Here is a 20,938-nt window from a genome sequence, read left to right as displayed (position 1 = left end):
CGGGGACATTACAATCGGCCCCCGCACGCCAGGCGCAATAAACGCGCGGATGTCCCTTTCGGTAGTTAAGCAGGCATTACCAGACAGAGAGAACGTATGGTCGAACAGTTTGATGTAGTGGTGATCGGCGCGGGCGCCGCGGGCATGTTTTGCGCCGCGCAGGCCGGCCGGCTGGGCCGCCGGGTATTGCTGCTGGATAACGGCAAAAAACCGGGTCGCAAGATTTTGATGTCCGGCGGCGGTCGCTGCAATTTCACCAATCTGTATGTCGAACCGGCGGCGTTTCTCTCGCAAAATCCGCATTTCTGCAAGTCCGCCCTGTCGCGCTATACCCAGTGGGACTTCATTGCCCTGATGCAGCAATACGGCATCGCCTGGCATGAAAAAACCCTCGGGCAGCTGTTTTGCGATGATTCGGCGCAGCAGGTGGTGGATCTGTTGCTCAAGGAGTGCCGGTTGGGCCAGGTTACGCAGCGCATGCGCTGCGAGGTGGCGGCGGTGGCAAAACGCGGCGATGATTTTTTTCTGACCCTGCCGGACGGCGATATCAAGACCTCACGGCTGGTGATCGCCACCGGCGGCCTGTCGATGCCGGGGCTGGGCGCCACGCCCTTCGGTTATAAAATCGCCCAACAGTTCGGCCTGCCGGTGATCCCCACCCGCGCCGCGCTGGTGCCGTTTACCCTGCATAAACCGCTGCTGGAACAGCTCAGCGTGCTGTCCGGCATCGGCGTGCCCGCGGTGGTCGCCGCCGAAAACGGCGTTAGCTTCCGGGAGCATCTGCTGTTTACCCATCGCGGCCTGTCCGGGCCGGCGATGCTGCAAATTTCCAGCTTCTGGCAAAGCGGCGAGCACCTGACGGTCAACCTGTTGCCGGATACCGACCTAAGCGCCTTCCTGGCGCTTGAGCTGCGCGAGCATCCCAACCAAAGCCTGAAAAACGCCCTGGCGAAATTATTGCCGCGCCGTTTTGTCGAGATCTGGTTCGCCCTGCTGGCCATTCCGGAATGCACGCTTAAGCAACTGACCCATCGCCAGCAGGCCGATTGGGTTATGGCCCTGCAACGGTGGCGGGTGCAGCCCAACGGCACCGAGGGCTACCGCACCGCCGAGGTCACCCAGGGCGGCGTGGATACCCGTCATCTGTCCTCCAAAACCATGGAGAGCCGGCGGGTGCCGGGCCTGTACTTTATCGGCGAGGTGGTGGATGTGATCGGCTGGCTGGGCGGCTATAACTTCCAGTGGGCCTGGAGCTCGGCGTGGGCGTGCGCGCAGGCGCTGGGCGCCGTCCCTGTTCCGGCGGATGGCAATCCCGGTCCGTAGCCGCATCCCGCGGGACAAACTATTATCGGGCGTAGCCCCGCCCGGTGCCGGTTGTCCCGCCATGGCCGGCGTCGAAACTAGAGGGCGCAGGCGACTAATTGCGGTTCCAATGGGGTCAAACCGATGTTGGTGTCCCCATTGGCCAGATTGATCATGAGGGCATATTTATCCGCGCCTTTCACTGCATAGCTCGACGTGACATAATATTTATCCGGCCAGCCGAATGCGCTGCTCATGGAGCCATGACGGGCGTGCAGGCCGGTCAACGCCGCGGCGTTGGGTAATTTCCCCGTGCCGCACCATGATTCCGCCCCTACGTTATCCATCACGACCCATTGTTCATTATTTTGCCGATAAAAAGCCGATGGCCTATCCACTTCCAACCTTAGAGCAGGACGCTTAATTCCATCGACAGTATCCTGCATATGGCCCCAATAATAGGCAAACTCAGAGTCCGGACTGGTCGTTACGCTGAAAATGACTTCCCGCGTAACGGCAGCGCCTGCTTCCGGCGTGACGGTATAGGTGGTTTTCAGGCCTATAGTATCGTCATCACTAATCGCCAGGGTGATTTTGCCGCTATTATCCGTTTTGCCGCTATACATTGATGCGCCATTGATAGACGCGGTGATAGGTTCTCTACGCGGCCGAGTGCGGCCGATGGCGGTGGTCGGCCTGATGTCCACGTTAAAATCCCGTACCGGAGCGCCGCTGGCGTATTGCGCCTCTATCGTCATCTGGACCACTTCCCCAGCCTTGGCCGTGGGCCGGTCGGTGGTGACGGTAAAGACGATCGGCGTGTCAATCACCGTCACCGAGTCCGACAACGCGCCCACCGGGGAACCGTCCGCCAGCGGCACAATGGTCGCAGTTCCCACTGTATTGGCGGTCAGTTGCGCGGTATAGACGCCGTTGGCCGCCGCAACCGTCCCCAGGCTGGTGCCGGCGACGCCGGTGACCCCGAAGGTGATATCCAGTCCCGGCACCGGGTTGTCGTAGGCGTCCCTGGCGGTAAACGTCAGTGTCGACGCCGCTTTATTGTCATTCATAATGGATTTTGGCTCCGCCGTGAAAGCCGACCTTCCCGCATCCATACCGCCGGCATTCATCACCAGGGTTTGGTTTAATGCCGTCAGCGACGTTCCGTCGACCACCGGCGTAACCGTCACCGTCGCCGCCACGGTCCCCTTCAGGGCGGCGGTGTAAACGCCATTGTCTTCGGCAATCGCGCTAATGCCCACCCCGGCCGATGGCGAGGAGGTAAAGGCTAACCTATTGCCCAACCCGGTTATGGCATTGCCCTGGTCATCCCGGGGGGTGAATGTCAGCGTCGCGACATCAACGTTGTCGGCCACCATACTATTTTTGTCGAGGCTGAAGGTTTGGTTGCCCTGCGCCGGTGTCAGCGTGACGACGGCGTCTGTAAGCTCCTGGCCGCCGATCGTTGACATGACCCGGGCGGCGCCCGGCTGGTCACCCGCGGTAAACAGCGCGCTGTATTCTCCCGGCGCGGTTTCCCGGATATCGCCAAGCGCAGGCGGCGCCACGCCGTCTCCCGGGGCGGAACCGCTTTGGGCGGTGAAATTCAGCGACAATGCCAGTTGGTCCGCCAGGCCGCCGACCGGTTGATTGAATTCGTCGTTGATGTTAACGACGATCCGGCTGGTGGACCGGCCGTCGGCCGCGAGGGTTGCCGGCACCGCGGTCATCCGCGAAGTGGCGGCGCTGGCGGCATGCCCGGTGACGGTGACCTGGGTGGTGGCGCGGTTGGAGGCCTTGCCCCTGCTGTCATAGGCAACGGCGCTCAGTGAATAGCTGTTGTTATTGCCGACGGCAGCCTGGAACGGCGGCAGCGTCAATGACAGGCTGTGCTGCGCGTCGGCGCCGATCCTGCCCCCGGCGTTGGTAAGCGACGCATATTCCCACTCGATGCGATCGACGCCATGGGTAGCGTTGACCTGCGCGGTTAACGTCACCGGCTGGCCCGATTTGCCGCTGAGCCGATCGGGCAGCGTCAGGCGGATGAATTCCTGTCGCCGGTAATCCAGGACGATATGGTTATTACGCTCGACCAGGTCATGGCGGCCACCCGCCAGGCTGCGATCGAGCGTCATCAACGCGGGATCGGTTTGCGAACGCCAGGAGTGCCCCAGGCGATAGTTCAGCTGGAGATTAAGGTTTGCGTCGCGTTCACCACCCTTCCCGGCGCGGTATTCCGTTCCCAGCGTCAACAAGGGGATCGGGGTATAGGTCAGCCCGGTGGTCAGCGCGTAGGGGTTTCTCTGCCGGCTATGTTTACCAAACAACGCGACTTGGTCGCCATGGTATTGTTCAAACATCAATTTGCCGCCCAACTGCGGGTGGGAGGGTAAATAAGCTTCAGCCCGGAGATCAAATCCATTGGCCGGACGCTCGTCGTAATCCGCAACATCCCGCGACTGATGCCAGCCGGTAAGGCCAAGATAACCGTTAGCCGACAGTTTAAGGTTATCGGTCCAGGCTTCGGCGCCGACGCCCAGACGGCGATTGCGCCCGCTAAAATCGTTATCAAAAAAGCTGTTGGCGCCAAACATCCATGCGCCCCGGTAAGTGCGAATGCCGGCGCCGATATTGCCGGTGTTACGGCTATCTTTATTGCGTATTCCCAACTGTGTAAACAGGATGGTTGCCTGGTTATCGTATAGGGGCAGCAGGAGATCAAGTTCGCTGTTATCGAGCCTGAAATGTTCATTGAAATTTAATTGTATCCGCGCGCTGCCAAACTGATTTAACCAATCCCGGGCGGATTGGTTAGCCGCCGAGGACAGGGCCGATCGTGCCTTGTTGGCGGCCGACTGGGACTGGTTGTCCGAGGATATTAGGGTGCCGGCGGCAATGGCGGCCCCGGCCAGTCGATTATCGGGAGTGGTTATGTCAGGCGGCGACGCTTCCTCCGTTGATTGATAAAACGATGCGGCAACCGCCGGTGTAAAAGACAGGCTTAGCGGCAATAAGGACTGTAGAACTAGATGTATCCACACTACGCAACTTCTTCGCCTTAGTTTTTTCTTCCTGATTGGATTAAATAAAGACTTCAAAATTATTGCAATACAATTAATATAATATAAGTCATGCATGTTATTTTCTCAAAAATAAATGGGTGTCTTGTTCCTGTTCATTGATTGACAGGCACCATTGCTCCATCAATCGGATGAAATTGTTTTTTTTGGGAAATCACCTATTTATTAATGTTTTTTCAGACAGGATTTTATTAATAATTTTTACTGTTGAGATGGGTTATTTCCCACGGGGAGTATCTTCGTTTTAACGGCGGGTATCTTGATGAAAATATGATGGATAATTAATAATTTCAGAAAAATATAAATCAATAATGCAGTACCTTGATTATTTCATCATGCACCGGGCGCGCCTTTTTAGCCGGCGGGCGGAAAACAAACACCCGCGGCTTAAAACAGCCATGCCGCGTGATAATCCGCGGGCCGTTCTTTATGTCGCGCCATCCCAAGGTTTTTCATCCCATGATATCTTTGATAAAGATGTTAAACGACACTCTGGCATCACTGCCGGGCAATACGGGGATCACTGCCTGAGTACTACCCATTGAACGTCGTCCGGTGGACTATCCCGGCGGCCTATTGAGTCGTCTGACCTCATCATCGCGGTAATGATAGCTACAGCGCAACCACCGCCACCTCGCGTTTATCTTCAAGGATGGCGCCTGCCGGCCGGGGCGGCCGTTCTCGCCGTATTCAATCAGGGTATTTATTTTCGACATGATGCCATCCCCGTCGAGGTAAATTTCTTCGCGCCGCTCATCCATTGTCAGGGAAATCAGGTAATCATGATCGAGTAGGTATTTATCGCCAATCTCCTTTGGCACCAACACGCCGGTAAAGATACCCACACAGGTTCCCTTGGCAATGTCCTTGGCGGCTATAACCCCCCATTGGCCGATAAGTTCTTTTTCTTGTGGCGGTAAGTCGGCGCCGGTGGGCTTACGGCACTCCAGGTTTGCATATAACGCCGCTCTTTGGGCACCGGTCAAATCAGGCCGGGTAAACGGCGCTACCTGGGCATAGGGATATCTGATGTTGGAGAACGAGTCCAGCGAATCAATCCTGGGTAAAACAATATTAATGGCTTTAGCGTCCACGTCCCTGTAGGGCGGAAGGGCATTAACCTCGGCGTCATAACGTCTGTTCCTGGCAACGATGGCGGCGCGAATTTCGCTTTTAACCAAATGGTCTAAAATGCTGTTCATAAATATCCCGGCGATTAAATGCGTTGCCGCGCGCTCTTTTCGTCCGGCCCGGCGGCCGGGTTGATCGATCCTGGCTTCCACCATATTAAGCGCCCTAAGCAGGTCCCGGGGGCGTAAGCCATTGGACCGGGTGGTGCGAATGCCCGCCTTTGCCAGGAGGGCATGATCTTGTGGCGTCATCAATTTTTTGGCAACGGTTTTGATGCATTGCAGCCCTATGCCGACCGGGCGGAAGGGATGGCCGTCATGTTTAGCGGCCTTTTGCAGTGTGCTTTCGAAAATATCATGCCACTGCTGCCAAAGCGGGCGGCACCGGTCACAGCAATTCTGCACCACCCGCAAATGCGTGAAGAGTTTTGACAAGGGGGAGTACCGATTAATCCTTCCCGTAACGAGGGGCGATATGGCAGATGAGCCGCCGGGGGAATTGACATTATTCATATGATAGCCCTCCTGATTATCGTTACGGCGCGGGGTTCCGCCCGTGCTGCTGGAATGGACTGTCATATTGGAGCTTGGCGGGGAGGAAAAGGCGGCCCAATAAGGCTGGGTGACATAAGATTTTGCTCGCGCGCCGCGTGCCGGCCTTACCAGTACTATCTAAGCAGGCGCTTCCAATCAGGTTCATTTACCGGCTCTTGGCGGCACTTTGTTTTTATATTCACCCGGCGCAAGGGACGCGATGCGCAGCTCTTCCCCGGCGGCGATATCCTTTACGGCAAAAATGCCTATCGTATAGATTTGCCTGCCGTCCTCAAGCTTGGATAAGAATTTTGCCGCTTCCACATTGCAACTTTTCTCCGCCCCGCCATCCGAAAAATCATTGTTACCAGCATCAGGCCAAATACTTATCTTTGACATTATACCGTCGCAATCTAAAAACATTTTATGCGACTTAGGTGCTGTAATATCGACGACAAATTGATCGTTAAAATATTTTTTATGGCTTCTAAGATGTTCATCGATCAAGGTCCCGGCAAGCAAACCCACGCAGGTGGTTTTGGCAATCGCCTCGCGTGCTATCACCCTATCCGGTTTGTATAAGTCCATTTTTTTTATTGACGGATTTTCATTTACGTAGAGGGGCACTGAAACATGGGAATATAACTTCATTCTTTCTAACGGGGTTTTTTTGGAAGAAATAAAATCCTTTACATTCTTCTGGGAGGTATAGCCCTCACTGGAGGGATCGGCCATTGAATTACTAGCTATTTCTTTTATCAGCAAACCACGCCCATCCACTAACCGGATTGGATAGAGACCGTTAATTATGGGATCGTAGTTAACGCATCGCGCCCTTATACGCATGCAAAACTGGGCAGCTAAATAACTTTTAAGAGGGCCGTTGATCAAGGCTCTTGCCATGAAATGATTTTTTGCTTGTTCTTCATCAATCCGCCGCTGATTTTTCTTTAAGCATAACGCCTCAAGTATACGATAAATAGGGGTTTTAAAATGCAGCTCGGATGCCAGTATAGGCGCGACGAAATTATTATTATCCTCCGCTTGCACAAATTTTTCAGCGATGGTTTTTATAACATCCTTGTCATTGCGTATCGATGCCGCGGGATGAGGAAAATATTGAAAAGCATTCGCTAACTTATTATCGACTTCTTTATAATATTGTGCCCAAAGGAGTTTGCATTTATAGCAACAGTTTTGCACTCGGGTAAAACGTTCCGCCATCAAGGTGATCGCCCGTTCGGGGTACTGGAGCTCACGGCTGTGTCCAAAGAAGAACTCCCTGATAAAGGGCGAGGCAATTTTATCCATAATTCATTCCTGGTTTTTTGGGGCGTGGTGTATAAGGTCATCCCTAAGCTTACGGACCGGTAGCCGGCTGGCAAGCCGTCCGGGCCGTGAACGTGCTGTTTAATAACAGGTTGGGCGCCGTCGCTGAGTCAATGTTCAACGGCGGCGTTAAGGGCGCGGGCCTGTCCGTAGGTTTCCCAGCATCATTCGCGCCGGAAGCGCTTCGTTTTTATCTTACAGTGAGTGACAGTTTTGGCGGTGGTAATGGAGCGGGGATATCCGACATTCTCAGTCCAGGATTTTTAATGCCAGCGCCACCAGCTCAGCCATATCGCCAAGCGTGCGTCCGGTTTTCCCCACTACCCGCATCCCCAACAGGATACTCAGCACGATCCTGGCGGCGGCCCCGCTGCTTATGGAGACAGGGATCGAACCGTCGGTCTTGCCTTGATCAATCAGCTCCGCCAGCAGGCTTTCATTGCGGTATAGCGCCTGGGCCACCATCCCCGCCAACTCCGGATCAAAGGCGTCCAGTCCTGTGGCGCTGCCCGCCACCAGGCAGCCGCGGCGTCCTTCGATATCATGGGAAGATTCGGCATAAAACTGGAGTACCGCGCGCAGGCGCTCGCGGCCGGTGGGGGCCGCGGCGATCCGGTCGGCCAGGGCGGCGTTGCGCAGGGAGGTATAACGATCAAACGCCGCCAGGAATAGAGAGCGCTTATCGCTGAAGGCTTTATAGATACTGCCGGCCGACAGCTCCATCGCCTGGCTGAGATCGCCGATGGAGGCTGCCGTATAGCCTTTCGATCTAAACGTCAGGATGGCCTGGTCGAGCGCCCGGTCGATATCGAACTCGCGCGGTCGCCCCGGGCTGCGGGCTGGGGGGGATACCTTTTTTTCTGTCATGCCGCCATTATAGGAAAATGATCGTTTCCTAAACAATGATTATTTTCGCACTCTACCAGGCCTGACGCGGTTTAATCGCCATAAAGACCCCGGCCAGGATCGCCAGGACCATGGCAAAATAGCCTACGCCCTGCCAGCCGGCCCGGTCCCAGGCCATCATCGCGCCCATGGAGCCCAGGGTGCCGCCAAGGAACATGCCGCCCATAAACAGCGTGTTCACCCGGCCTTTGGCTTCTTCCCGCAGGCCGAAGATGACCTGCTGGTTGGCGACCAGCGCGCTTTGGACGCCGAGGTCGAGCAAAATGACTCCGACAGTCAGGCCGATAAGCGATGTCCAACCGATAAACAGCAGCCACGCGGCCAGCGTCAGCGCCGCGCCCAGGATAATCACCGGGCGTCCGCCGACGCGATCGGCCAGCCTGCCGGCGGCGGGGGCGGCAAATACGCCGACCGCGCCCACCACGCCGAACAGCCCGGCGATACCGGATCCCAAATGATAGACCGAGCGATCCAAATAGAGGGCCAGGATAGTCCAGAAGGCGCTGAAGGAGGCAAATAACGCGGCCTGGGTCAGGGTCGCCTGACGCAGGCGCGGCTCTTCGCGCCACAAATGGATCAGGGAGGCCATCAGCGCCGGGTAGCCAAGCGGGCTGCGCGTGGCCGCCGCTCCTTTAGGCAGCACAAGGTACATCAGCAGCGCGCCAAGCAGCGCCAACGGCGCGCCGAGCAAAAACATCGCCCGCCAGCCCGCATACCCCGCCACCAGGCCCGCGAGGGTGCGGCTTAGCAGGATGCCGCCCAGCAGGCCGCTCATCACGCTGCCCACCACCGCGCCGCGCCGGGCGGGCGCGGCCAGGGATGCCGCCACCGGCACAATCTGCTGTGCCGCCGTGGCGCCGATGCCTAACAATAACGACGCGCCCAGCAGCGTCCAGCCGGTCGGCGCGAATGCCGCCAGCAGCGAGGCCACCGCCAGCATCAGGAATTGCAGCACGATAAGCGTACGCCGTTCAAACACATCGCCGAGGGGAACCAGCAGCAGCAGCCCGGCCGCGTAACCCAGCTGGGTAACCGTCGGAATCAGCCCGGGACCCGATTGGCCGGTAAAACTTGCCGCGATTGTCACCATCATCGGCTGGTTGTAATAGATATTCGCCACGGCGATGCCGCTGGCCGCCGCCATGGCAAAAATCAGCGGTTGGCCGATCGTGCGGGTTTGCTGTTGGGGCACGCTGGTTACGATAGACATGGTATTTTCCGCCAAGTGAAATGCCGCCGCCCTCGCGACGGCCGTTAACATCAAGATTATCGTCTGGCGGGGATAGCCGGTAGACCCGGGGAATTGATAGCTTTTATTCCTGTTGGGAATAAGTGGCGTTCAGGTCCGTATCCGGCGCCGTTTCCATTACGCCGGCTAAATAGTCCACGAACGCGCGCGCCTTGGCGCTGGCCATGCGGCCGGTGGGAAATACCGCCCACAGATCCATCATCGGCAGATGCCAGTCGTTGAGCACCGTGACCACCTCGCCGCTCGCCTGTTCCGGCGCGAACATCCATTGCGACGCCATGGCCAGCCCCAGGCCCGAGCGCACCAGGGTGCGCATGCCTTCAGCGGCGGAAACCCGTATCCGGCCCAGGGCATTGATGGTGCAAATCTCTTCGCCGCGGGTGAATATCCACCTGGCGCCGCCGCCCCGGCTCTGGGTATATACCACCGCCTGATGGGAGAGCAGATCTTCCGGGTTTTTTGGCTCGCCGCGGCGGGCAAAATAGGCGGGCGTGCCGACAATCTGCAAGGGCGCCGCGCCAAGCTTGCGCGCAATCAGGCTGGAGTCGCTCAGCGCGCCCAGGCGCAGGCCTACATCGATGCCCTCGGCAATCAGGTCGATATGACGGTCGTCGAGCACCACGTCGACATTGAGCTCCGGATGACGGGATAAAAAGGGGCCGAGATGCGGCAAAATATGCATGCGGGCAAAGGTTACCGGCGCGCAGATCCGCAGCCGACCGGTTAAACCATGGCCCGCGCCGCGCACCGCCGCTTCGGCCTGGTTAATATCGTCAATGGCCCGCTTGGCGCTCTGATAATACTCTTCGCCCGCCTCGGTGGGCGTGAGGCCGCGGGTCGAACGCAGCAATAGCCTGACGCCGAACCGCTCCTCGAGTTGCGCAATGGTTTTGGAGACCGCCGGCTGGCCGATATTAAGCCGTCGGGCGGCGGCGGAAAATGAGCCGGTTTCCAATACATAGACAAACGTTTCCATTGCCGCTAATCGATCCACGATATTCCTCCGGGGAATGGACGACATCACTGTCGCCAGTGTACCCGCCGCGGCCGATGGTGTGCCAGCGGCTTTTCAGGCCGCCGCCACGCAGGAATCGGGATAATCGTCGATGGGGCGATAGCCCGGCGAGCGTGGCCGCGCCCCATTGCGCTTAATTGATTTCTGGGTGCTGGGCCGCCAGTGCCTGCCGTTTCTTTTCCAGTTGCTGGATTTGGTTATCGATATCCTCGATGCGATGCTCGATATTATCGTACTGTTCCTGCAACAGCTCTTTTGCCTCGGCTTTGTCCGCGGCCGCCGGCGCCGCGCCTTTCAGGGGCAGGTTGGCGGTTTCTTTCATATACAGCCCGGTCAGCAGGCCGACGACGGCAACCAGCATCAGGTAATAGGCCGGCATATACAGATTCTGGGTTTCCTCGACAATCCAGGCGATAAGCGTCGGGGTCAGGCCCGCCACCAGGATCGAGATGTTAAACGAGATGGCCAGCGCGCTGTAGCGAATATGCGTCGGGAACATGGCCGGCAGGGTCGAGGCCATGACGCCGGTAAAGGCGTTCAGCAGCACCGCCAGTACTAGCAGCCCCAGGAAAATCAGGCCGATCACGCCGCTGTTAATCATGATGAAGCAGGGGATGGCGAAGAGAAACAGCCCGATGCTGCCGCAGATCACAAACGGCTTGCGTCCGTACCGGTCGCTCATCAGCCCGATGACGGGTTGCACAAACAGCATGCCCGCCATGATGGCGATAATAATCAGCACGCCGCGGTTTTCCGAATAATGCAGGCTATGGGATAAATAGCTCGGCATATAGGTCAACAGCATGTAGTAGGTCACATTGGTGGCGATAACCAGGCCGACGCAGCTCAGCAGGCTTTTCCACTGCGTGGCCGCAATCTCGCGAAAGGAAACTTTGGGCGGCGCCTGGAGAGAGCTTTTGGCGTCTTTATCGATGGTGTCGATATGCTGCTGGAAAGTGGGGGTTTCCTCAAGCGCATTGCGTAAATAGATGCCGATAAGCCCCAGGGGCGCGGCCAGGAAAAAGGGTATGCGCCAGCCCCATTCGAGGAAATTGTGTTCCCCCACGATGCTTGAGATAAACACCACGAAGCCCGCGCCTAATACGAAGCCGGCAATGGAGCCGAAATCAAGCCAACTGCCCAGGAATCCGCGTTTCCTGTCCGGCGAATACTCGGCGACAAAGATGGCGGCGCCGGAGTACTCGCCGCCCACCGAAAATCCCTGGGCCAATTTGGCCGCCAATAATAACATCGGCGCCCACATGCCGATGGAGGCATATGAGGGAATCAGCCCGATGCAAAAGGTACTGGCGGACATAATGATGATGGTGACCGACAGCACTTTCTGCCGCCCGAACTTATCGCCCAGCCGGCCAAAAAACAGGCCGCCCAACGGCCTGACCAGAAACGGCACCGAAAAGGTCGCCAGGGCGGCAATCATCTGCACCCCGGGATTGGCACCGGGAAAAAATACCTGTCCCAGGGCGTAGGCGACAAAACCATATACCCCAAAATCAAACCATTCCATGGCGTTGCCCAGGGCGGCCGCGGTAATCGCCTTCTTGAGCTTCACGTCATCAATGATGGTGATGTCCTGGATCCGCATGGGTTTAACGCGTTTTTTTCGTAGTATCAACGTGCACATCCTTGGTACATAAACACTCCCCGGAAACCGTTACATTAGGGGATTCCATCATGCCGGTATGACAAAATTCCCGTGGAGTATAGTGTTTAAATCCCAAGGTGGTTAAATATAATGGATCTTCCCGTCAATAATGGGGCGTTGGGAGGCGACTAAGCGCCGCGTCATGCAGATTCAGGCGTTGCCAGAAATTCTGCTCGCCGTTGCCGCCGGACAGCGGATAGCCGTCCGCCAGGGCGGTCTTGGCCAGCAATGCGCGGCGCGCGGCGGCCGAAAGGTAGGGTAGCGGCGCTTCCAGCAAAACCTCCGCGCCCGCGGGCACGCTGACCGGCCTGGCCTTGGTTTTCTCAGCCGGCAGGCCGTAGGCCATGGAATAACGATAAAACGCGGTCATGTCGCTGTCCCGGTAAGGGTCGGTCTTGGCGTCGCTTTTGGCGCATTCAGCCAGCGTAATGCCGCACTCTTTTTCCAGCGCGCCGCGCAGCTGGCTTTTTGCCTGCTCGAACAGCGCCCGGTACCGCGCGTCATTGAGGAAATGCGCCACGTTGCGCTCGGCCACCATCCGCGAGCCAATGATATCCAGCGGGTAATGCACTCCCAGCACTATGCGGGAAAACCCGTAGCGGGCGCCGCGATCGACCAGCGGCACAAACCGCTCCGGCAGCATCTCCGCCAGCAGCAGGGCATCGGTATAACCGGTATTGGTATGGCCGCTGGGGAACGCGCCCGCGGTGGCGCTGTAGGGGTGGCCATCCTTTACGACCATGTCGTCCGGCACCAGATGGATTTGGTTGCCCAGACGTAAAAAGGGCCGATCGTAGTTAAAATGGTCTTTGGCCGCGGAAGTGCTGATTTCCGAGGTTTTAATCAACGCGGCGGCCCTGGCGATTTCTCCTTTTTCGTAAGCGTCGAGAAAGGCCTTGCCCAGCCGTGGACCCAACGCGTCGGCAAGGAAAAACAGATAATTTTGACCTTCGGCGTCCACCAGCGCCTGCTGGCGCTGTCCCCGGGTGGCGTCGCGGTTAATCTGGGTCACCGTGGCCAGGCTTTGCGCCTGCACCGCCGGCGATAGCCGCGTGAACTCCGCCAACAGCCCGATGCCCGCCTGCTGGTTCTGCTTAACGGCGAAATCATAACCGCTGGCGATCAGCCACTGCTTATCCGCCTGCCGCGGCGTTTGTTTGGCTTTTTCCAGTTGTGGCCGGGTTAGCGTCGCGGCGTCTCCCCGCAGGGCCTGGCGCAGATCCTGCTGGATGCGCTGCTCGAGGGTCACAAACTGCGTATCCCGGCTCGCCGGCGTGGTGGTGTCGACGATCGCGCCGATCCGGCGCGTATCCTGCGCCCCGGGCTGCGCCAGGGCTGAACCGATAAAAAGCATCGCGGTGGATGCGATGACCAGGGAAGAGAGAGGCCGCATGTTGAATCCTTTTAGTCTATTACGCATGGTAAGGGGAATTAACATCACGAAATAAAACTAGGCCGGATTTATGACAGTTTAATGTCGGCGGCGTCTTTAGCCGCCCAGGCCAGGCAGGGCGCCGTTGGCCGCCCGCCGTTGCTTTAGCGATTGGCCGAGTTCCAGTTGGTTCATGCGCACCACTTTCAGCGCCCCGGTAGGGCAGGCTTCGACGCAGGCCGGCCCCCGATCGCGTTCGCCGCAGAGATCGCATTTAAGCGCCGAGGCGCGTCGCGCCACCGGCCGCGTCGCGGTAGCGGCGACAGGGACTGCGCCCACGGTTATCATGCCGTAGGGGCACGCCAGCGCGCAGGTTTTACAGCCGATACACAGGGACTGCCGCACCTGGACGCAGTTGTCGAGATAGTGGATGGCCCCGGTGGGACAGGCGTTGGCGCAGGGGGCGTTTTCGCACTGGCGGCAGAGCACCGGCGTGGTGATCCTTTCGGTCTTGACCACCTTCAGCCGCGGCGCGAAATTCTGCGGGTTAAGGCCCGACGGCCCGCTGTGCGCCGCGGCGCAGGCAATTTCACAGGTGCGGCAGCCAATGCACTGGCTGCTGTCGGCGATAATAAAATGGTTCATAATCCGCCCTCGCCCCGTTTAGCGCACATGCAAATAACAACTGATGCTTTCGGCCGCCTTGCGCCCTTCGGCGATGGCGGTGACGATCAGATCGGCGCCGCGCACGATATCGCCGCCGGCAAAAATCTTGGCATTGCTGGTCTGGTAGGGATAGCCGGACACCGTAGGCGCCACCACCCGTCCCTGTTTATCCAGCACCACGTTATGATCCGCCAGCCAGTTCATACGGTGCGGCTTGAAGCCGAACGCCATGATCACCGCGTCGGCGGCGACCAGATGCTCGGAGCCGGCAATCGCCACCGCCTGCTGCCGGCCGTTTTCGTCCGGTTCGCCCATGGCGGTGGCGATCATGGTGACGCCGGTTACCCGGCCCTGTCCGTCGACTTCAATGCGCAGCGGCTGCTGGTTGAACATGAATTCCGCCCCTTCCTCGCGAGCGTTTTTCACCTCGCGCTTGGAGCCGGGCATATTTTTTTCGTCACGGCGATAGGCGCAGATAACCTGGGAGGCGCCGTGGCGCAGCGAGGTGCGCACGCAGTCCATGGCGGTATCGCCGCCGCCCAGCACCAGCACGGTTTTGCCTTCCATGCTGATATAGGTATGCTCCTCGGTGTCGGGATAGCCCATCAGGTGGCGGGTATTGGCAATCAGGAAGGGCAGGGCGTCCAGCACCCCGTCGGCCTGCTCGTTGTCCAGCCCCGAACGCATCGACTGATAGGTGCCGACCCCCAGGAACAGGGCGTCAAACTCACCTAACAACTGCTCCATGGTGATATCCCGGCCGATCTCGGTATTAAGCCGGAACTCAACGCCCATGGCGCTGAAGATGTCGCGCCGGCGGCTCATCACGCTTTTTTCCAGCTTAAAAGCCGGGATGCCGAAGGTCAGCAGCCCGCCAATTTCCGGATAACGATCGAATACCACCGGCGTAATGCCGCTGCGCACCAGTACATCGGCGCAGCCTAGGCCGGCCGGGCCGGCGCCGATTACCGCCACCCGTTTGCCGCTGGGTATCACCTGCGACATATCCGGCCGCCATCCCATGGTAAAGGCCGTTTCAGTAATATAACGCTCGATATGGCCGATGGTCACCGCCCCCTGCCGGTCGTTCAGGGTACAGGACTGCTCGCACAGGCGATCCTGCGGACAGACCCGGCCGCAGACTTCAGGCAGGCTGCTGGTTTTATGGCTCAGTTCGGCCGCTTCCAGGATCCGCCCCTGGTTGGCCAGTTTAATCCATTGCGGAATCGCGTTATGCAACGGACAGGTCCACTGGCAAATGGTCTGTTCCCCACAGCCAAGGCACCGCTCGGACTGCTCGCCGATCTGCGTTTCGTTAAACGGCTGGTAGATTTCGGCAAAACTGGTCTTGCGTTTCTCGAGCGCGATTTTAGTCGCTTCCAGCCGTGGCGCTCGTGGCATATCGAGCAGGTTAATGGTGGGATGCAGGCTGCGCGCGTTTGCCAGGGCCGGCGCGCTGGCCGGACGCGCGCCGGCTATCAGGTAGCTGGCCGGATCTTTTAACGCGGCGGCGAGACGCTTTTGCCGTTGCTGCTCGGCGATCTGCTGTTCATCCACCAGCGTCAGCGCCCGGGTCGGGCAGGCGCCGACGCAGGCCGGCTCGTAATGGTCCGCCGCGCATAAATCGCATTTTTGCGCTTCGGTTCTTTCATAGGCTTCCGCCAGGCGTTGGCTGGCGGGTTGTACGGTCTCGGTCACCACCGTCATCATGCCGAACGGACAGGCGATAACGCAGCTTTTGCAGCCGATGCATTTTTCCTGCAATACCTGGATGGAGTCATGGCTGCGTACTATGGCGTCGTTGGGGCAGGCGCTGGCGCAGGGCGCGTCTTCGCAATGATGGCAAGAAACCGCGATGCTGGCTTTTGTCCCCTTGATGACTTTTAGCCGCGGCGTAAAATATTCGCGCTTGGTGGGGAACTGGCCGCCATGATGGGCGACGACACAGGCCACTTCACAACTGCGGCAGCCAATACAGGTTGCTGATTCTGCCACGATAAATCGGTTCATAACGTCTTTCCTGCCGTGGCAAGCCCCACGGCGCAGCGATAATGGTTATTTTGCCCGCGCCGCAATACTCAAGCTGGATAAGCGTGCCGCAAATAATAGCCCTATATTTATAAAGGTTACTGTTTCAGCAATGCAATCTTTTTTACGCGGGAAAGACGGATGTTGCGCACTTTTACCACCACTTTGTGCAGGGCGCGAAAAAGGGGGCTGGCGCTTGGGGTATATGCACAAGCGCCAGGGAGATAAATCCACGGCGTCGCCAGGTGGACAAAAGATGCGTTTTTGGGCAAACGTCCGGAAATTTAGGCATCCCGACCATGATCGGCCGGAGACATTTCGTTATACTTATTAACTATTTGTTCACGGGCGGGCTCCGGTCCTGCCGCCCTTTGTCGTGAGTATGATGTCCATGCCTGGTTCTTCACCTCAGCCGGCCGCCAGCGGATGGCGTCTTAACCTGAATATTCTCTCCATCGTTGTCTTCAATTTCGTTAACTACCTGTCTATCGGCCTGCCGCTGGCGGTATTGCCCGGTTATGTGCATAACCATATGGGATACAGCGCGTTTTGGGCCGGCCTGGTGATAAGCCTGCAATATCTCGCCACCTTGCTGAGCCGTCCCTGGGCCGGACGTTATGCCGATCGCGTAGGACCAAAGCCTGTTGTCGTGCTGGGCCTGTTCGGCTGTCTGTTAAGCGGGGTCTTCTACCTGTTTTCCCTGATTGGCGACGCGCTGCCGTTCGCGGCGTTAATCCTGCTATGCGCCGGGCGGGTGATCCTCGGCATCGGGCAAAGTTTTGTCGGCACCGGCGCGACCCTATGGGGCGTGGGGGCGGTCGGCTCGCTGCATATCGGCCGGGTGATTTCCTGGAACGGGGTGGCAAGCTATGGCGCTCTGGCCATAGGCGCTCCGCTGGGAGTATGGCTGTATTATCTCGGCGGCCTGGGATTATTGTCGGGGACGATTATCCTGGTTTGCGCTCTGGCGATTATGGCGGCGATACCACGACCACGGGTGAAAACCGCGTCCGGCAAGCAGATCCCTTTTAAGGCGGTGGTTAGTCTTATCTGGCGTTATGGGCTGGTGCTGGCGTTCGCATCCGGCGGTTTTGGCGTGATCGCCACGTTTATTACCCTGTTTTATGCCGATAAAGGCTGGAACGGCGCCGCTTTTGCCCTGACGTTGTTCAGCATCGCGTTTGTCGGCACCCGGTTGTTTTTTCCCAATAGCATTAATCGCTATGGTGGATTACGGGTGTCCATGGCCTGCTTTGGCGTCGAAGCCGCCGGCCTGCTGCTGGTATGGCTGTCGGGCGTGCCCTGGATGGCGGAAGTAGGCGCATTCCTGACCGGCGCCGGTTTCTCGCTGGTTTTCCCCGCGCTCGGCGTGGTGGCGATGAAGGAAGTGCCGTCGCAAAACCAGGGCAGCGCGCTGGCCACCTTTACCGCGTTTATGGATTTGTCATTGGGAGTCGTGGGGCCGCTGGCCGGGGTGTTGATGGCCCATGCCGGCGTCTCGTCGATCTATCTGGCCGCCGCCGTGCTGGTGCTGGTTGGGCTGCTGATGACGCTCTCGCTCCGGCGTCGGATACTGCGCGACAAGGCGTCAGGCCAGGCGTGAATCGTCCGGCCCTTGCGGGCCGGGGAACTTGCGGTCAACACGTTTTCGGCGCGGGCGCCGGGATCGGCGGGTTATTTAATGACCACGGTTTTGAGGATTGATTCGGCCGCGGTTTGCGCCGTTTGCTGGTTTTCAGCCGGCAGGGTGATTTGCATGGTCAGCAGATGATTATCCACTTTACCGAAGGCCACTGACGAATAAGCCGGTTTGCCGCCGCTGGAGACAATGCTGTCAAATTGCTGCAACGTCTGGCCGTTAACGGTGATGGCCTTATTGGTGACCACCTGCAGATCCGGGTCGCGGGAACGCTGCTGCTCCTCCAGACGCTGGGCCAGTACATCAAGTCCTTCGGTGGTGTTGTCGCCCAGGATGACGATAACCGCTTTATGGCCGGATTCATCGGCATAGACGTGCATATTATTGGCCTGGGTGCCCACTTTGCCGCTCTGATCGCTCATATCCCCGGGCAGGGCGAAGGTGAGCTTCCCTTCCAGCAGGCTGACTTTGGTTTCCGCCTGGGCATGCGCCGCGCCGTTGTTGACCGTGGCGTTCCGATCGTTCTTATTGTCACAGGCCGCCAGCCCGATAACCAGTAAACCGATGCCAAAATACTTCGCTGCTTTCTGCATAAATTTCCTTGAATACTCCATTTATTCAGCCGTTCCGCTGTTTACAATCCGATGAGCCAGAGAAGACAATCAACTGATTACCATAGTTTTTCTCAAGCCAGATCTTATTTTCCTCTTCATTATCCTGCGCTTCGATTCGCGTCTGCTGATAATGATTTGATATAAGAAACAATAGCATCCCCTGGAAGCGGCTGCCCGATTTTACGTTAATGGTGTGATATCCCCGCGACTTTGCCCAGGTTTCCTGCGCGGCCAGCAGCGCGCGCGCCACGCCCCGACGACGGAAGCCGGGCAAGACCCCGCCTAGCCAGAGGTGGAATTCAGCGGTGTTCAGGGCGTAACCCGCAATAAAACCGACGGGTCGACCGTTGACTTCAGCTACCAGCATAAGATGCGGCCGGTGTTGCAGCCGCATTTCGATATCCATCAGGGAATGGTGCGCGTTCAGCTCCGGTAACTGAGCATACAATAGATGAATCTCTTTCGCGCTGGCAGTACGGTGGTTAATTATCATGGCAATCTCCCAAAAGCGAGTAAGCCAAGAATAACGCAATACAGAGGTTAACTCAGTTGGAGAAATCCGTTATTGCCCGGCCGTGCCATTCGCTTAAGCAGCATATTCAGCAGGATCCCGTACATGGGTAAGAAAAATACCAGGCTAATCAGTAGCTTGAAGCTATAATCCACCAAGGCGATTTCCACCCAGTGGGCGGCCATAAACGGGTCGGTGCTTTTATAAAAGGCGATAAAAAAGAACGCCAGCGTATCGCTGATATTACCCAGCAGGGTGGAGGCCGCGGGCGCCACCCACCATGGGAAACCACGGCGCAGCCGGTTAAACACGTGGACGTCGAGGATCTGGCCCAGGGCGTATGCCATAAAACTGGCGCAGGCGATCCGGGCCACAAACAGGTTAAGCTGGGCGAGCACGGCCACGCCCTGCCATTCCCCCTGGTAAAACAACGAAGACACGATATAGGATGCCACCAGGGCCGGCACCATCACCGCCAGGATAATCCTGCGGGCCAGCGGCGCGCCGAAAATCCGCACCGTCAGATCCGTTGCCAGGAAGATAAAGGGAAAGGTAAAGGCGCCCCAGGTGGTCTTGAAGCCGAAAATAGACACCGGCAGCTGCACCAGGTAGTTGCTCGACGTGATGATGATGATATGGAATAACGCCAGCCAGAGCAGCGCATGCAGCCGCTGGCGGGGGGTGAATGTGAACATATGGCGGCCTTTTTTAATCAATGGGGTGAGGGAACCCAGAACGATAACCGCGCCGATTGGCTAAAAATGAGCTACTTATGGGCGCGGCGCGCATAATACCCGGTTACATTAAAAATGCAACCGTTGAGTTTATCATCAAATTCAGCCAAGCTTGCATGCAATAACACCCCAGGCGTCAGATTGGTGGCAAAAAAGCACATAGCTTGAGACGGGTAACCCGTAAGCTCCGGGCTGCGCAGTTTTGTCTGCCAATGCTGAGTGCACATTACCGAATATTGGAAGCCTTATGTCAGATCCCTATGCCGATGCCGATCTCACTCTCGATGCCCAGGGCCTGCGCTGCCCTGAACCGGTCATGATGGTGCGCAAAACCGTGCGCCAGATGCAAAGCGGCCAAACGCTGCTGGTCATCGCCGACGATCCGGCCACCACCCGCGACATTCCCGGTTTCTGCCGTTATATGGACCATCAGCTGCTGGCGCAGACCACCGGCGAGCTGCCTTACCGCTACCTGTTGCGCAAAGGTTGATCAGAAGTACAGGGAGCGCACAATCAAAAAGTGGCCGGCAAAATAACTGGCCGCAATAACCGCCTTCGCCGCCCCGAAAGGGTAGCGAAAATGGCTGATTAACCACAGTACGGTCGTCAGCAGCAGCAGGCTCGCGCCGGCCAGCAGGGAAAAGCTGTTATCGGTACTGCGCGCGAAGTACTGCTCGCCGGCGATCCAGACCATCAGCAGCGTCATGCCGATATAGGTGCAGATCGGCCACCGCAGCTCAGCCAGGCGCGTCCACAGCACCGCAATCAGCGCCGCCCCGATAATCAGCAGCGCAATCGGCAGCGGCCAGAAAACGGTAAAGTTCATCTGGCTGGCAAAACCTATGGTATACAGCAGATGCGACAGGAAATAGGCGCCGATAACGTACATCATCCGCTCGTTGGTCAGCAACTGCAGCGCGTCGGCGACCATGGTCGCCACCAATCCCAGGATAATCAGGTAGCCGGCAACGGTTAGCACCGGCGCCTGCGCGGCCAGCGCCAGCAGCAGCAGCAGGGTGACCGGCTTGAACAACCAGCGTTGCCATACCGGACCGCGGTAGGTAGCGTCAACATACAGCCATCCCGAAAATACGACTGCGATAAATGACCAGAGCATAATAATTATCCTTATGTGCGGTGAGGGGGCGTTCCCTGATGTCTCA

The 20,938-nt window shown here is 57.9% G+C and carries 18 protein-coding genes; 4 read left to right on the top strand and 14 right to left on the bottom strand.

All coding sequences use genetic code 11. The features are described 5' to 3' along the window. The first annotated feature begins 96 nt into the window (after nucleotides 1-96). Nucleotides 97-1,323: a BaiN/RdsA family NAD(P)/FAD-dependent oxidoreductase gene (locus GRH90_RS17745; RefSeq protein ID WP_162367297.1), complete on the top strand. Its 1,227-nt coding sequence runs from the start codon at nucleotides 97-99 to the stop codon at nucleotides 1,321-1,323. A 77-nt stretch (nucleotides 1,324-1,400) separates the two neighbouring features. Here the strand turns inward: GRH90_RS17745 and GRH90_RS17740 are convergent, their stop codons facing one another. Continuing rightward, nucleotides 1,401-4,343: an inverse autotransporter beta domain-containing protein gene (locus tag GRH90_RS17740; RefSeq protein ID WP_162367296.1), complete on the bottom strand. Its 2,943-nt coding sequence runs from the start codon at nucleotides 4,341-4,343 to the stop codon at nucleotides 1,401-1,403. 599 nt (nucleotides 4,344-4,942) lie between these two features. Then, on the bottom strand, nucleotides 4,943-5,584 hold the full coding sequence (locus GRH90_RS17735; RefSeq protein ID WP_162367295.1) for an SET domain-containing protein: 642 nt from the start codon (nucleotides 5,582-5,584) through the stop codon (nucleotides 4,943-4,945). A gap of 162 nt (nucleotides 5,585-5,746) precedes the next feature. Here GRH90_RS17735 and GRH90_RS17730 point away from each other — a divergent pair, with 162 nt between their 5' ends. Further along, complete coding sequence (locus tag GRH90_RS17730; protein ID WP_162367294.1) at nucleotides 5,747-5,944, top strand: hypothetical protein; 198 nt, start codon at nucleotides 5,747-5,749, stop codon at nucleotides 5,942-5,944. Nucleotides 5,945-6,208: 264 nt separating this feature from the next. On the opposite strand, the gene GRH90_RS17725 is transcribed toward GRH90_RS17730, so the two are convergent. The 8 genes from GRH90_RS17725 to aegA form a co-directional block, all read right to left on the bottom strand. Continuing rightward, the gene (locus tag GRH90_RS17725) at nucleotides 6,209-7,357 is read right to left on the bottom strand and encodes an SET domain-containing protein (RefSeq protein ID WP_162367293.1); all 1,149 of its coding nucleotides are present in this window, start codon (nucleotides 7,355-7,357) and stop codon (nucleotides 6,209-6,211) included. Nucleotides 7,358-7,624: 267 nt separating this feature from the next. Then, nucleotides 7,625-8,242 carry a TetR/AcrR family transcriptional regulator gene (locus GRH90_RS17720; RefSeq protein WP_162367292.1) on the bottom strand — a complete coding sequence of 206 codons (618 nt, stop codon included), beginning with the start codon at nucleotides 8,240-8,242 and terminating at the stop codon, nucleotides 7,625-7,627. Nucleotides 8,243-8,294: 52 nt separating this feature from the next. Beyond that, complete coding sequence (locus GRH90_RS17715) at nucleotides 8,295-9,491, bottom strand: MFS transporter (RefSeq protein ID WP_162367291.1); 1,197 nt, start codon at nucleotides 9,489-9,491, stop codon at nucleotides 8,295-8,297. A gap of 103 nt (nucleotides 9,492-9,594) precedes the next feature. Next, nucleotides 9,595-10,524, bottom strand: a complete 930-nt coding sequence (locus tag GRH90_RS17710; RefSeq protein ID WP_162367290.1) for a LysR family transcriptional regulator — start codon at nucleotides 10,522-10,524, stop codon at nucleotides 9,595-9,597. A gap of 154 nt (nucleotides 10,525-10,678) precedes the next feature. Continuing rightward, a complete protein-coding gene (gene proP, locus GRH90_RS17705) occupies nucleotides 10,679-12,181 on the bottom strand; it encodes a glycine betaine/L-proline transporter ProP (RefSeq protein WP_162367289.1) in 1,503 nt (500 codons plus the stop codon). Between the two features lie 133 nt (nucleotides 12,182-12,314). After that, on the bottom strand, nucleotides 12,315-13,604 hold the full coding sequence (locus GRH90_RS17700; RefSeq protein WP_162367288.1) for an acid phosphatase: 1,290 nt from the start codon (nucleotides 13,602-13,604) through the stop codon (nucleotides 12,315-12,317). Between the two features lie 96 nt (nucleotides 13,605-13,700). Continuing rightward, nucleotides 13,701-14,228 (bottom strand): 4Fe-4S dicluster domain-containing protein, encoded by a 528-nt coding sequence (locus GRH90_RS17695; RefSeq protein WP_162367287.1) that lies wholly within the window; start codon nucleotides 14,226-14,228, stop codon nucleotides 13,701-13,703. A gap of 18 nt (nucleotides 14,229-14,246) precedes the next feature. After that, nucleotides 14,247-16,259: a formate-dependent uric acid utilization protein AegA gene (gene aegA, locus GRH90_RS17690; protein ID WP_162367286.1), complete on the bottom strand. Its 2,013-nt coding sequence runs from the start codon at nucleotides 16,257-16,259 to the stop codon at nucleotides 14,247-14,249. A gap of 409 nt (nucleotides 16,260-16,668) precedes the next feature. On the opposite strand from aegA, the gene GRH90_RS17685 reads away from it, so the two are divergent. Next, nucleotides 16,669-17,880: an MFS transporter gene (locus GRH90_RS17685; RefSeq protein WP_162367285.1), complete on the top strand. Its 1,212-nt coding sequence runs from the start codon at nucleotides 16,669-16,671 to the stop codon at nucleotides 17,878-17,880. Between the two features lie 71 nt (nucleotides 17,881-17,951). On the opposite strand, the gene GRH90_RS17680 is transcribed toward GRH90_RS17685, so the two are convergent. Genes GRH90_RS17680 through GRH90_RS17670 form a run of 3 tightly spaced genes read right to left on the bottom strand, consistent with a single transcriptional unit; the run spans nucleotide 17,952 to nucleotide 19,736 of the window. Beyond that, nucleotides 17,952-18,509, bottom strand: coding sequence for a DcrB family lipoprotein (locus tag GRH90_RS17680; RefSeq protein WP_162367284.1), 558 nt, complete (start codon nucleotides 18,507-18,509; stop codon nucleotides 17,952-17,954). 25 nt (nucleotides 18,510-18,534) lie between these two features. Beyond that, the gene (locus tag GRH90_RS17675) at nucleotides 18,535-19,023 is read right to left on the bottom strand and encodes a GNAT family N-acetyltransferase (RefSeq protein ID WP_162367283.1); all 489 of its coding nucleotides are present in this window, start codon (nucleotides 19,021-19,023) and stop codon (nucleotides 18,535-18,537) included. A gap of 47 nt (nucleotides 19,024-19,070) precedes the next feature. Then, nucleotides 19,071-19,736, bottom strand: coding sequence for a 7-cyano-7-deazaguanine/7-aminomethyl-7-deazaguanine transporter (locus tag GRH90_RS17670; RefSeq protein WP_162367282.1), 666 nt, complete (start codon nucleotides 19,734-19,736; stop codon nucleotides 19,071-19,073). 286 nt (nucleotides 19,737-20,022) lie between these two features. On the opposite strand from GRH90_RS17670, the gene tusA reads away from it, so the two are divergent. After that, nucleotides 20,023-20,265, top strand: a complete 243-nt coding sequence (gene tusA, locus GRH90_RS17665; protein ID WP_162367281.1) for a sulfurtransferase TusA — start codon at nucleotides 20,023-20,025, stop codon at nucleotides 20,263-20,265. Here the strand turns inward: tusA and GRH90_RS17660 are convergent, their stop codons facing one another. Next, nucleotides 20,266-20,892, bottom strand: a complete 627-nt coding sequence (locus GRH90_RS17660; protein WP_162367280.1) for a lysoplasmalogenase — start codon at nucleotides 20,890-20,892, stop codon at nucleotides 20,266-20,268. Nucleotides 20,893-20,938 lie beyond the last annotated feature (46 nt).

Source organism: Acerihabitans arboris (genome assembly GCF_010131535.1).
GTDB classification, from domain to species: domain Bacteria; phylum Pseudomonadota; class Gammaproteobacteria; order Enterobacterales; family Enterobacteriaceae; genus Acerihabitans; species Acerihabitans arboris.
The sequence above is the reverse complement of the archived record's forward strand: the minus strand, read 5'-3'. Positions and strand labels throughout refer to the sequence as shown.

Coding starts and splice junctions, on each gene's coding strand:
- GRH90_RS17745 (WP_162367297.1), top strand. CDS start 97: ATGGTCGAACAGTTTGATGTAGTGGTGATCGGCGCGGGCGCCGCGGGC.
- GRH90_RS17735 (WP_162367295.1), bottom strand. CDS start 5,584: ATGAACAGCATTTTAGACCATTTGGTTAAAAGCGAAATTCGCGCCGCC.
- GRH90_RS17730 (WP_162367294.1), top strand. CDS start 5,747: ATGATCTTGTGGCGTCATCAATTTTTTGGCAACGGTTTTGATGCATTG.
- GRH90_RS17725 (WP_162367293.1), bottom strand. CDS start 7,357: ATGGATAAAATTGCCTCGCCCTTTATCAGGGAGTTCTTCTTTGGACAC.
- GRH90_RS17720 (WP_162367292.1), bottom strand. CDS start 8,242: ATGACAGAAAAAAAGGTATCCCCCCCAGCCCGCAGCCCGGGGCGACCG.
- GRH90_RS17715 (WP_162367291.1), bottom strand. CDS start 9,491: ATGTCTATCGTAACCAGCGTGCCCCAACAGCAAACCCGCACGATCGGC.
- GRH90_RS17700 (WP_162367288.1), bottom strand. CDS start 13,604: ATGCGGCCTCTCTCTTCCCTGGTCATCGCATCCACCGCGATGCTTTTT.
- GRH90_RS17695 (WP_162367287.1), bottom strand. CDS start 14,228: ATGAACCATTTTATTATCGCCGACAGCAGCCAGTGCATTGGCTGCCGC.
- aegA (WP_162367286.1), bottom strand. CDS start 16,259: ATGAACCGATTTATCGTGGCAGAATCAGCAACCTGTATTGGCTGCCGC.
- GRH90_RS17685 (WP_162367285.1), top strand. CDS start 16,669: ATGCCTGGTTCTTCACCTCAGCCGGCCGCCAGCGGATGGCGTCTTAAC.
- GRH90_RS17680 (WP_162367284.1), bottom strand. CDS start 18,509: ATGCAGAAAGCAGCGAAGTATTTTGGCATCGGTTTACTGGTTATCGGG.
- GRH90_RS17675 (WP_162367283.1), bottom strand. CDS start 19,023: ATGATAATTAACCACCGTACTGCCAGCGCGAAAGAGATTCATCTATTG.
- GRH90_RS17670 (WP_162367282.1), bottom strand. CDS start 19,736: ATGTTCACATTCACCCCCCGCCAGCGGCTGCATGCGCTGCTCTGGCTG.
- tusA (WP_162367281.1), top strand. CDS start 20,023: ATGTCAGATCCCTATGCCGATGCCGATCTCACTCTCGATGCCCAGGGC.
- GRH90_RS17660 (WP_162367280.1), bottom strand. CDS start 20,892: ATGCTCTGGTCATTTATCGCAGTCGTATTTTCGGGATGGCTGTATGTT.